The following is a 12,405-nucleotide window of genomic DNA, read 5'->3' on the forward strand; positions in this document are numbered from 1 at the left end:
AATACCGGCCTGTCACGCCGGGGGTCGCGGGTTCGAGCCCCGTCCACTCCGCCAGTTGCGCAGCGCAAACAAGCCCGCGTCCCGGTTCCGGACACGGGCTTCGTCGTTTGTGCGTCTCGTCTGGCCGCTGCGCGACCGCGATCGATCATCCATCGATCCAGCAGCGTCGTCATCCGCTCGCTGACGACCGATTTTCCAGTCCACGCGCAGCGAAACGTGTCTATAATTTCACGCTTGCAGTCTCACCATTCGACCAGGTGATCCCACGCATCGGGGATGAACTGGCGCCCACCCGAACACGAGAACAGGACGTACGGATGACGCCACGCATCGCGCTTGCTATAGCATTTGCTTTGGCCTGTGGGTCTGCCTCGACCGACGAGGCAAGGGCGCAGGGCCGCTCTTCCGCTCCTCCGGCACCAGATGGTGCCCGCTTCTCCCAAACAGGAACCTCCGAAAACGCAGCGCTAGCGGGGCCAGACGGTGTTCTGCCTCTGGTCGAGCTCGTCGCGCCGGCGCAATTGCCGGAGACCATCGACCTGACCTCGGAACCCGACGAACTCTTTCAGCGTGTCCGGCTCGGCTTCGCGATGCCGAACATCAACAACAGTCTGGTTCTCCATTATCAGCAGTGGTATCTCAACCGTCCGGAGTCCCTGCGCCGCTTCGTCGAAAGAAGCAGCCGCTACCTGCACCACATCGTCGAGGAACTCGAAAGGCGCGGCATGCCGATGGAGCTCGCGCTGCTGCCGATGGTCGAGAGCGCCTACAATCCCGTGGCCTACTCGCGAAGCCACGCCTCCGGCCTCTGGCAATTCATCCCGACGACCGGCAAGCAGTACAAGCTCGAGCAGAACTGGTGGGTCGATGAGCGACGCGACATCGTCGCCTCGACCGCCGCGGCGCTCGATTACCTCCAGTACATCTACGAGCTCCACGGCGACTGGCATCTCGCGCTAGCCTCCTACAACTGGGGGGAAGGCGCAGTCGGCCGGGCGATCGCCAAGAACCGCGAGAAAGGTCTGCCGAGCGACTACCTCAGCCTGAACATGCCCGAGGAGACGCGGCACTACGTGCCGAAGCTCCAGGCATTGAAGAACATTTTCAGCAACCCGAAAATCCTTGCCCAGCTGAATATCCGCGGCGTCCCCAACCGCCCCTACTTCACCAGGGTCAAACCGGCGGCGGACATCGACGTCAAGCTCGCCGCAAGGCTCGCCGAGATGCCGGTTCAGGAATTCGTCGCACTGAACCCTGCACACAACCGTCCGGTGATCAAGTCCGAGACTCCGGTGGTCATCCCTGCGCACAAGGTCGACACCTTCATCAGCAATCTCGAGGCGCATCAGGAAAGCGACAAGCCGCTTTCCTCTTGGCAGGCCTACACGCTGCGCGCCGGGGAGAAACTCGAGGAAGTCGCTCCGCGCTTCGGGATGACCGTTGCCAACCTCAAGGCGGTCAACGGCATCAACGGTCGGATCAGGGTCTCCCCTGGCCTGACCCTGCTCGTCGCGGCCCAGGAGGGAGCCGACCCGGCGGAACTCGCCGCCCTGCCAGATCCGAAGGTCGGTGCCGAGCCAAAGCCGGCTGCCGAACAGAGACCTTCGGCCGAAACGCAGCGGCTGGCGCAGCCTGATTCCGCGCCAGCCGTACCTGCGCGCAGCTACACGGTGCAGAAGGGCGACACGCTGCTCAGGATCGCCCAGCGCAACGGGCTCAGCGTCGCCGAGCTCAAGCAGATCAACAAGCTGCGTTCGGAGAAGGTCGCGCCGGGAACGCGCCTGGCCCTCAATGCACCGGCCGCACCGGGCAAGGCCCAGCCGATCGCCTTGGCGGAGATCGATCGGCGCGTGACGGAAACGCGCAGCGAAGCTCCCGCGCACGCCCAGACTCGCCGCCATACGGTGCGCAAGGGCGAGACGCTGTCGCAGATCGCCTCCCGTTACGATATGACGATCGCCGACCTGAAGCAGATCAACCGGATAAGAGGCGAACAGGTGAACAGCGGCAGCACGCTGCTGGTCTCCGCGCCCGAGCCGACGACGAAGGCGTCGGTGCCAACAGCCCAGCGCGCCGTCGTCGCCGAAGTCGACAGCCGGGCTGCGGCCGGACGCAACGAGGCCACCGCGTCGCTGGGCTCGCGCTCGCACACGGTCAGGAAAGGCGAGACGCTCTCGCAGATCGCCAGCCGCTACGACATCAGTGTTGCCGAACTCCGGCAGCTCAACCGGATCCGCGGCGAGCAGGTCAATTCGGGGACGCGGCTCGTCGTCGCGGCAGCCGAGCCGGTCGCTCGCCAGGCCGCTGGCCGGTCGCGCGGCGAGGCCGCCGAAGCCGAGACGCGGCACGGCAAGGACGCCGACAGCCGGCAGAGCCGGCCCGACGCCAAGCCCGGCAGGAAGACAGGAGAGGTCGTCGACACGCCGCGCCAGACGGCGAAGAAGCCCGTCAAACTCGCCCAGTACACGATCCGCCGCGGCGACACGCTGGGTTCGATCGCCCGACAGTTCAAGGTCGAAAAAGATGACCTGCTGCGCTGGAACCGGATTCAGGGCAACGAACTCAAGCCCGGGCACACTCTGACCATCCAGCTCGTCCAGAACAGCTTCTAGGCTCGCCGGCGCCCGCGCCGATTCGCCCAACGCCGCCGAAAGGCGGCGTTTCAGTCTACTCGCCCGCTACGTGCGCCGACTGTCGACAGCCTCCGGAGTGTGCAGATGACACGAAACGCGATGCGTCGCCGTCAGGCGTGCGGGGTCCGGGAAGCGCTCGCGACACTCGATTCGCGCGTACTCACAGCGCGGATGGAAGTGGCAGCCGGCCGGCGGGTTCGCCGGCGAAGGAACCTCGCCGCGCAGGCGCAGCGCTTGCGGCTGGGCATCGAGGCGCGGGCTCGGCACTGCCGAGAGCAGCGCCCGCGTATAGGGGTGTTGTGGCGTGCGCAACACTTCGTCGACGGTGCCCCGTTCGACGATCCGGCCCAGGTACATCACCGCCACTTCGTGTGCCAGGTGGTCGACGACCGCGAAGTTGTGGGTGATGAACAGATAGCCCAGTCCGAGATCGGCTTGAAGACTCGACAGCAGATTGAGGATCTGCGCCTGCACCGAGACGTCGAGCGCCGAGGTCGGCTCGTCGCAGACGACGAGTTCGGGCTCGACGACCAGCGCGCGGGCAATGGCGATGCGCTGCCGCTGTCCCCCCGAGAATTCGTGGGGGTAGCGCCGCGCCGCCGAAGCATCGAGCCCGACCTGCTCGAGAGCGGCGGCGGTCGCCAGCGCGAGGCTGCCCGGCGACCGACCGACGGCCAGCGCGCGCATGCCCTCGGCGATGATCTCGCCGACCGAAAGGCGGGGATTCAGTGAAGCGAACGGATCCTGGAAGATCATCTGCATCCGCCGGCGCAGGGGCCGCAGCGAACCACGCGACTCGCCGACCAGCTCCCGGCCCAGCAGACGCACGCTGCCGGCGGTCGGCGTCACCAGTTGCAGGACCGCCTTGCCGGCCGTCGTCTTGCCGCAGCCCGACTCGCCGACCAGAGCGAGCGTCCGGCCGCGCGCGACCTCGAGCGAAACCCCCTCGACCGCGCGAACCTGGCCGACGACCCGCTGCAGGACGCCCCGGCGAATCGGAAAATGCACCTGCAGGTCGCTGACCACCAGCAGACGCGGCTCGCCGCCCTGCGCCGGCGGCCCCGACTCGGTGATCCGCGATGCCAGGGCTGCGCCGGTCACCGGTCCACCGGCTCGCGCCAATTCGTCGAAATGGCAGCGCAGCCATTGTTCAGGTCCGACCGGCCGCCACGGGGGTGCGACTTCGCGGCAGAGATCACGGGCGTACTCGCAGCGCTCGGCGAAGCGGCAGCCGCGAGGCATCGCCGCGAGAGGCGGCACCTGACCGGCGATCGTCTCGAGCCGACTGCCGCGCCGTGCGAGGTCGGGAAGCGCGGCGAAGAGCTTGCGCGTGTAGGGATGCCGCGCCGAGGAAAAGAACAGCTCGCGCGGGGCGTCCTCGACGATCTGGCCGGCGTACATCACGCAGACCCGCGTCGCCATCTGCGCCACGACGCCGAGGTCGTGGCTGATCAGCAACATCCCCATCGACCGCTCAGCCTGCAGACCGCGCAGCAGATCGAGGATCTGCGCCTGGATGGTCACGTCGAGCGCCGTCGTCGGTTCGTCGGCGATCAGCAGCCGCGGGTTGCCGGCCAGAGCCATGGCGATCATCACCCGCTGCTTCATGCCTCCCGAAAGCTGGAACGGATACTCGCCGAGTCGGCGCAGCGGGTCGGCGATGCCGACTGAGCCCAGCAGCTGGGCCGCCCGCGCTGCCGCTGCGCTTCCCGTCAGTCCGAGATGGCGTTCGACTACTTCGCCGAGCTGGCGGCCAACGCTGAGCACCGGATTCAGGCTCGTCGCCGGCTCCTGGAAGATCATCGCCATGCCACGGCCGCGCACGCCGCGCATCTCGGCCTCGCTGACCTGCAGCAGATCGGCGCCCTCCAGCCTGACCGCTCCTCCGCGGATCCGCGCCGCTGGCGGCAACAGGCGGAGCAAGGCGAGCGCGGTGACCGACTTGCCGCAACCCGACTCGCCAACCAGCGCGACGGTTTCGCCGGCCGAGACGGCCAGCGAAACCCCGTCGACGGCCGGATGCAGCGCGCGCCCGCTGGCAAAGGCGACCCGCAGGTCGCGCACCTCGAGCAGACACTCGCCGCTCGGAGAATGCTGCTCGGGGCTCATGCGGCCTCCGCGAGACGAGGGTCGAAGGCATCGCGGACCGCGTCGGCGAGCAGGTTGGCCGCGAGAACGAGAGCGAACATGAAGACGAACGCGGCGCTCAGTGACCACCAGACGACGGGTTCCCTGGCCAGTTCGAGGCGCGCGTTGTTGATCATCGTCCCGAAGCTGACCATCTTCGGGTCGACGCCGATGCCGACATACGACAGCAACGCCTCGGCGAGCACGAGGCTCGAGAAGTCCATGACCAGCGCGATGATCACGATGTGCATCAGATTCGGCAGGATGTGGCGCCCGATGATCCGCCAGTCCGGGACGCCGAAGGCCTGCGCCGCCTGAATGTATTCGAGCTCGCGCAGCTTCAGTGTCTCGCCGCGGATCAGCCTGCAAAGGCTCGTCCAGCTGGTCACCCCGAGGATGAAGCACAGCGCGAGCAGACGCAGGTCGGCCCGCTCGGCAGCCGTCGCAAACCACTGCGGATGCGTATCGATGAGCACCTGCATCATCAGCACCGCTGCGGCGATCAGCAGCACGGCGGGAATCGAACTCAGCGTCGTATAGAGGTACTGGATCAGGTCGTCGACCCAGCCGCGGAAATAGCCGGCGAGGACGCCGAGAGCGATCGACAGCGGCAGCATCAACAAGGTCGTCAGCAGACCGATGACCAGCGCCGTGCGCACGCTCTTGAGCACCTGATAGAGGACGTCCTGACCGACCTTGTCGGTGCCAAGGACATGGTAGCCGGAGGCCAGCATGGCCACCGCCGTCGACAGCAGCAGCAGAACGCCGAGCATGACCAGCACGGCATCCCAGGCAAAGCCGCCGTCACCCCGCCAGATGCGCGACCACGCGTCGCCCGGCGAACAGTCGTTCCGGCGAGCCAGAGCAACCACGCTGACCGCGGCGATCGCCGCCCAGACCAGCGCGGCGATCAGCAGCGCGCGCAACAGGCGTAAGGCGATGTCGCCGTCGCGGCGGGATTCGTCGCCTCCCAGGTGCTCACCTCCGTAGCGCAGCCGCGGAAAATCGCGAACCTGTCGGATCCGCCCTCCTCCTTCATCGACTTCGATCGACTCGCGGGCGTAGAGACGCGTCGCCAGCGGCTCCGAGTAGGTCTTCTCATGGCGTGTGCGCAGGGGCCTCAGCGCGGCATCGAGCGCCGAGAGCACCTCGACGCCGTAGCTGACCGACTGCGCTGCCGTCGGCGAGGGCTCCGCCTGAGCCTCGAGGCGAGGCCGGTAGTGCAGCGAATCGAGCATCCCGACGACCACGAAAGCGACGAGTAGCGTCGCCGAAGCCATCGCCGTCCGGCTTCGGCCGACGCGCCGCCAGGCCGCGCGCAGCAACGCGTTGCGCAGCGACAGCCAGCCGAGGCCGAGGGTCCCCGCGAGAAGCGACCAGAGGAGGACGTCCGACCAGAGGAAGACGGGCATGAAGGGCATCAGCTGAAGCGGATTCGCGGATCGACGAGAGTGTAGGAGAGGTCGGTGAGGATCAGGCCGACGATGTACAGAAGCGAACCGATGAACACCATCGCCCGGACGACCGCGAAATCCTGCGCGTTGATCGCGTCGATCGTGTAGCTGCCGAGACCGGGAATGCCGAAGAAAGACTCGCTGAGCAGCGACCCCATGAAGAGCAGGGGAATCACCACGACGACGCCGGTGAGGATCGGAATCAGCGCGTTGCGCAGCACGTGACGGAAGAGCACGGCGAGTTCGGACAGGCCCTTGGCGCGGGCGGTGCGCACGTAGTCGCGACCGGTCTCCTCGAGGAAGATCGTCCGGTACCAGCGCGTCGACGAGCCGATCCCCGCGATCACGCCGATGACCACCGGCAGCACCAGAAAGCGCCAGGCGTCGACGCCGCCGTCGTAGCCCGAGATCGGCACCAGTTTCAGGAGCTTGCTGACCAGGTACTGGCCGCCGATGATGTAGAACAGCCCGGAGATCGACATCATCGCCACGCACAGCACGACGCCGGCAAAGTCGAGGTAAGTCGCGCGAAAAAAGACCAGCAGCAAGGCAAACGTGACGCTCACCAGCAGCCCGACGACGAAGGTCGGCAGCGCAATGGCCAGCGACGGTCCCATTCGCGAAGCGATCTCGCGCGCGATGTCACGGCCGTCCTCGGCACGCCCGAAATCGCCGACGAACATCCGCGCCGACTTGGTGAACAAGATCGTCCGGGTCAGCGTCGCGACGCCGTTTGCCTCGCCGTTGAAGAACAGCGGCAGGTCGTAGCCGCGCTCGGCCTTCCAGCGGGCGATCGCCTCGGGGGTCACGCGCTTGACGCCGAGTTGCATCCGGGCCATGTCGTCGGGCGAATTGACGACGAAGAAGAGCGCGAAGGTGATCAGGTTGACGCCGATCAGGATCGGTATGGCGTAGAGCACGCGGCGGACGAGATAGGCGAGCATCGCTGTCGGCTACGACAAAGGCACTGCGGTCACGCCGCCCTGCTCCGCTCGCGCCGGCGATAGGCGAGCGCCGCCGGAACGACGACGGCGATCAGCAGCAGCCCGACGACGGCCAGTGGCCAGACGACCGGCCGGTTCCATTGCGCGCGCAGCCGCTCGCGCTCGGCGACGTCGATGCGCTGGTACTTCAGCGTGTTGTGGCCGACCTCGGCCGGCTTGCGGTTGCGCAGCCAGACGTGGCTAAGCGTGTAACTGGTCGGATGGAAACCGAAAATCCACGGCGCGTCGTGCTGCAGGACGGCGACCGCCTGGCGGATGACGGCCAGTCGATCAACCGCCCGCTGGCCTTCGCTGTCCATGTTCTTCATCTGCTCGAAAAGGCGGTCGAACTCGGGATTCGCGTAGTTCGATGCGTTCTCTCCCGACCGGGCGACCTTGCCCTCCGACCCGGCGAGCAGGAAGAGGAAGTTCTCGGGGTCCGGATAGTCGGCGTTCCAACCCAAATAATAGAGCTGGACGGCGCCCTTGCGGACCTTTTCCTGGAACCGGTTGAAGTCGGTCGAGCGGACGACGAGCTGGATGTCGAGCCGGGCGAACTGGCGCGTCAGCCAGTCGAGGCGCGACTTCTCGCCCATGCCGCCGCTCGTCGTGTCGAGGTAGAGGACGAGCGGCTCACCGGTCCTGACGTGGCGACCGTTCGGCCAGCCGGCGTCGGCGAGCAGCTTGCGCGCCTCGCTGATCGTCTTGCGCTGCGCGCGTCCGTCCAGCCAGTCGTAGACCACCGGATTGTTCCCCGCCTCGCCTTCGAGATGGCCGAAGATTCCCGGCGGCAAAGGACTCGTCGCCGGAATGCCGCGGCCGTTCATGAAGATCGAGATGAACTCCTCCTGGTCGATGGCGATCGAAAGCGCCTGACGCAGCTTTGTCGACTGCTCGGCGAGCCCGCCGACGACCGGATCGAGCATGTTGAAGCCCATGTAGAAGATCGACATCCGGACGCTGGTCAGCAGGCGGATTCCCCGCTCGCGCATCTCGTCGCTCAACTGGATGTCGCCGCCGACGCCGAGTCGTACCGCCTGGTCGAAACTGTCCGAGGAAATCCCTGACGCGTCGTAGTAGCCCTGGAGGAACTTGTTCCAGTAAGGGATGCTCTCCTTCTCGCGCGAGTAGATCGCCTGGTCGATGAACGGCAGCGGCTTGCCGCAGTCGGCGAGCAGCCCGGCCTCCTCGTCGCCCGGCTCGCCGTGGCACGGATAGCGCTCACCGTGGAAATTCGGGTTGCGTTCGAGAACCATCCGGCTGTTCGGATTGTTCTGGGTCAGCATGTACGGCCCGGTGCCAACCGGATACCAGTCGAGGGTCAGGTTCTTCGCCGCCATCCCCGGCTGATTGAAGAAGCGATCGACCTCGCGCGGAATCGGCGCGAAGAACGGCATTGCCAGCCAATAGACGAACTGCGGATACTTGCCGCGGATCGTAATCCGATAAGTGTAGCGGTCGACGCGTTCGACGCCGGAGAGCACGAAGCGGTCGAGATCAAGCCAGGCGCCGGGCGGCAGCCGCTTCGCCTCTTCGTGCAGCGCGGCCCCGAGTTCGCGCAGGCCGACGATGCGTTCCGCCATCAGGCTGAAGATCGGCGAATGCAGCCGCGGGTGCGCGAGGCGCTTGATCTCGTAGATGTAGTCATCGGCGACGAGTTCGCGCGTTCCGGTGCGCGGGAAGTCGGCGATGCCGTCGATCCCGCGCAGCGCCTGCTCGTCGAGATGCGCATAGGCTGGCTCTCCGGCGTCATCGGTGGCCAGAGCCGGGTGAGGCTGATAGCGGATTCCCGGCCGGATTCGGACCTGGTAAACGCTGCGCGCGATTGCCGCGGCCGGCGCGGCGGCTGGCAGCTCGCGACCCTGCTCGTCGAAATAGCGCGGCACCGGCACCGCCTCGCTGGTCAGCGGGATCAGCGTGTACGGACGCTTGAGGTAGTGGTACTGCAGCGGCGGCTCATAGACCTGGCCGGTAAAGGTAATCTCGTCCTCGGTATAAGACTGGACCGGGTCGAGATGCTTCGGGCGCTCGCTGAACCCCGCGTAGAGGATGTTCCTGCCGCGCTCGGCGGCCGGATACGGATCGTTCCATTCGTGCCCACAGCCGGCGAGCAGCAGGATCAGCAGAAGAGCGAGAAGCCGGGAGAGCAGCGGGGCGGCAAGGGAACCAGACGGCATGGCGTGAGAGTTTAGCGTGAACGTCGGCCGGCGACTCAGCAAGTGCGCCCTCTCCCGATTGGGGAGAGGAAACGGGGGAAGCGGTCGGGAGCGACCGCATGGTCGTCGGATTCAGGCGAACGGGGATAGTTCGGGAAGACTCCACGATGGGCCGGAAACATCCCGCGACGGCCCGGAAAATGCTTTGATGACCGAGAAAGCGCGGAGCGTTGACCGAGGTTTCCCCGGGATTTCGTCTTCCAAGTTGACGTCACTTCGGAAGGCAGAAGGGATCAAGTCCGTAAACTGCTGCAAATCGGGTAGGTGGTCAGCCACCGCTTGGCTTCGCCGAGATGACTTTGTCAAGGCGTCGAGCGAGCGAAGGAGAGAAGCGATGGCTGGATATGAGCCTGGCGTAGGAAAGGAGTTGTTGCCAGGGCTGTCGACGGGTCAGGACGGGCTGGCGAAGCTGGTGGAGGCGGTGCTGAACCAGATCTTGGAGGCGCAGCAGGTGAGCGAAGCGTTGGCAGCGGATCGGCACGAGCGGAGCGAGGAGCGGCAGGGTTACCGGAATGGGCATCGTGTGCGGACGCTGTACAGGCGGGCGGGGCCGTTGTCGCTGCAGGTGCCGCAGAAACGGGAAGGGGTGTTCTCGCCGGAGTTCTTAAAGCGCCACCCGCGCGGTGAGCAGGCGTTTGTGGTGGCGCTGATGGAGAAGTTGGGGGTGTCGCCGCGCCAGGTGTCGACGATCACCGAGGAGTTGTGCGGTGCGAGTTTCTCGAAGTCGACGGTGAGCGCGCCGTACGCGGGCCTGGAGGTTCGCGTACGGGTGTTCGACGAGCGGCCGCTGCCGGGGGACACCCCGTTTCTTCTGGTTGACGCGTTCTTTCTCAAGAGCCGTGCGGACGAGCGGAGCCGCGCTGATCATCTCGGGTACCCGGAGCGATGGGCGCCGGGAGATACTCGGGGTGCAGATCGGCGACAGCGAGACTTTCGTGACCTGGGACGAGGCCTTCCGCTGGCTGAAGGGTCGTGGCCTCAAATGCGTGATGTTCGTCGTCTCCGACGAGTATGGTGGGCTGACGCGGGCGATGGCCAAGCACTTTCAGGGGGCCACCTGGCAGCGCTGCCAAGTTCATCTGATGCGCAAACCTGCTGTCGCACAGCCCGGTCAAGGTGCGCGCCGAGGTCGCCAGTGCGGCCAGGCGGGTGCTGCAGGGAGCGGACCTCGCGGAAGCCCGACGGCAGATCTGGCCGAGCCCGGCCAGCGCGTGGCGAATCCCGGCCACCGACGTCTTCCGTTCGTTGAGCCGCAAGACGTTGCTCAATGGCACGCCCATCGCCGCAGCGATCCCGACGCCGACGGCGGTGCCGGAATCGATCCCGATTCCGGGCAGGTTGGCCTCGGCCTTCGAGCGGGCACCGATGGTCATCATTGGCGTGCGGTCGGTGGCCTCGGCCAGCGACGTCGTCAGAACGCGGCTCAGGACGGTAGCCAGGCCGGCGACACAGCATGCGCGGCACCGCGCTTCGCTACGCTGATCGGGTCAGCGACACGCGCGGATGTCGTGGGGCAGGTGCTGTCAACCAAGCCTTCATCATGAACTCCGGTATCTTCCCGAATGCGGACGAGCAGAGTCGCGCGGCACCCCCAGCCAAGCATCGGGCCTTGGTCGCGCAGCGGGAAACTCACACCGGCAACCCGGCCTCGTTGAACAGACCCTCGAAGAGGATCGAACTGAGGTAGCGCTCGCCCGAATCCGGCAGCACGACGACAATCGTCTTGCCGGCATTCTCCGGTTTCTGCGCGATGCGGACCGCTGCGGCGACGGCCGCACCGCACGAAATGCCCGAAAGGATGCCCTCTTCCTTCGCCAGTCGCCGGGCGTAGGCGACGGCGTCTTCATTGCTGACCTGCTCGACCACGTCGACGAGTGACAGGTCGAGCACCTCGGGGATGAATCCGGCGCCGATTCCCTGGATCTTGTGCGGTCCGGGCTGCAGCGGCTGACCCGCACGCTTCTGACTCAGGACGGGACTGGCTGAAGGCTCGACGGCCACCGACAGGATCTTCCTGCCCTGCGTGTGCTTGATGTAACGCGAGACGCCGGTGATCGTTCCGCCGGTGCCGACACCCGAGACGAGCACGTCGATGGCCCCGCCGGTGTCTTCCCAGATCTCGGGCCCGGTCGTCGCCTCGTGGATCGCCGGATTGGCCGGATTCCTGAACTGTTGAAGCAGCACGTAGCGCTGCGGATCGGAGGCCGCGATCTCTTCGGCCTTGGCTACCGCCCCGCTCATTCCCCTGGCTCCCTCGGTGAGCACCAGTCGGGCACCGTAGGTGGTCAGGAGCTTCCGGCGTTCGAGGCTCATCGTCTCCGGCATGGTCAGGGTCAATGGGATTCCCTTGGCCGCCGCGACGAAGGCGAGCGCGATTCCGGTGTTGCCGCTCGTCGGCTCGACCAGTTCCTTGCGCGGACCGAGCAAACCCCGCTTCTCCGCATCCCAGATCATCGCCGCGCCGATCCGGCATTTCACGGAATAGGCCGGGTTGCGACCCTCGATCTTGGCCAGTACGGTTGCCGCGGCACCATCGGTGACGCGATTGAGCCTGACCAGCGGAGTGTGACCAATCGACTCGGCGTTGTCCTTGAACCAGTGGGGCATCTCGTCTCTCCTGTGAATGAATGGGTATCGCTGAGTGAGCCGTGCTGCTCGCGCAGCGCGAAATCTATCCGACCTGCCGTCAGACGGGAAGAAACATATGGATAGAAGGATATAATCAATGGTTTGCTCCTTTGGCGCAGGCCGTCCGTCTGCGGGCTCGTCTGGCTGGCGATTCGGCGGGATCGATCTCCGCGGCGTCGAGACCGCTCGACACGAAGTGGCGCCGCAGGGCCCCAACACCGACCTGGTCACCAGGGCAGACCGAACTCCGGGCGGGGGCCCATCCAGGCCGTCCAGACGCACAGCGCGGCCCCCCGCAGCGGCGGTGGACAGTCAAGTCCAAAATTTGCTGTAAATTCTGTCGGTCGGTTTGATGATGATGGGT

General features: G+C 66.2%; 6 protein-coding genes and 1 pseudogene. 2 read left to right on the plus strand and 5 right to left on the minus strand.

Features of this window, described 5'->3' with window-relative positions; genetic code table 11:
• Positions 1-521: 521 nt before the first annotated feature.
• Entirely contained in the window at positions 522-2,612 is a 2,091-nt protein-coding gene (locus NFW05_RS14370; RefSeq protein WP_295308271.1) for a LysM peptidoglycan-binding domain-containing protein, read from the plus strand.
• Between the two features lie 66 nt (positions 2,613-2,678).
• Here NFW05_RS14370 and NFW05_RS14375 read toward each other — a convergent pair whose 3' ends face one another.
• From NFW05_RS14375 to NFW05_RS14390, 4 genes are read right to left on the minus strand one after another with little or no spacing between them, the layout of a single operon-like run.
• Positions 2,679-4,742, minus strand: a complete 2,064-nt coding sequence (locus NFW05_RS14375) for an ABC transporter ATP-binding protein (protein ID WP_295308274.1) — start codon at positions 4,740-4,742, stop codon at positions 2,679-2,681.
• Positions 4,739-6,181: an ABC transporter permease gene (locus NFW05_RS14380; protein WP_295308277.1), complete on the minus strand. Its 1,443-nt coding sequence runs from the start codon at positions 6,179-6,181 to the stop codon at positions 4,739-4,741. The genes NFW05_RS14375 and NFW05_RS14380 overlap by 4 nt, the downstream gene beginning before the upstream one ends.
• Entirely contained in the window at positions 6,181-7,158 is a 978-nt protein-coding gene (locus NFW05_RS14385; RefSeq protein WP_295308280.1) for an ABC transporter permease, read from the minus strand. The genes NFW05_RS14380 and NFW05_RS14385 overlap by 1 nt, the downstream gene beginning before the upstream one ends.
• 29 nt (positions 7,159-7,187) lie before the next feature.
• Positions 7,188-9,374: an ABC transporter substrate-binding protein gene (locus NFW05_RS14390; RefSeq protein ID WP_295308283.1), complete on the minus strand. Its 2,187-nt coding sequence runs from the start codon at positions 9,372-9,374 to the stop codon at positions 7,188-7,190.
• 373 nt (positions 9,375-9,747) lie between these two features.
• Between NFW05_RS14390 and NFW05_RS14395 the strand changes: the two are divergent.
• Positions 9,748-10,957, plus strand: a pseudogene (locus tag NFW05_RS14395) (transposase).
• Positions 10,958-11,042: 85 nt separating this feature from the next.
• On the opposite strand, the gene cysK reads toward NFW05_RS14395, so the two are convergent.
• Positions 11,043-12,020 (minus strand): cysteine synthase A, encoded by a 978-nt coding sequence (gene cysK, locus NFW05_RS14400; protein WP_295308286.1) that lies wholly within the window; start codon positions 12,018-12,020, stop codon positions 11,043-11,045.
• Positions 12,021-12,405: the final 385 nt, after the last annotated feature.

Source organism: Accumulibacter sp., assembly GCF_023806625.1.
Lineage (GTDB): Bacteria > Pseudomonadota > Gammaproteobacteria > Burkholderiales > Rhodocyclaceae > Accumulibacter.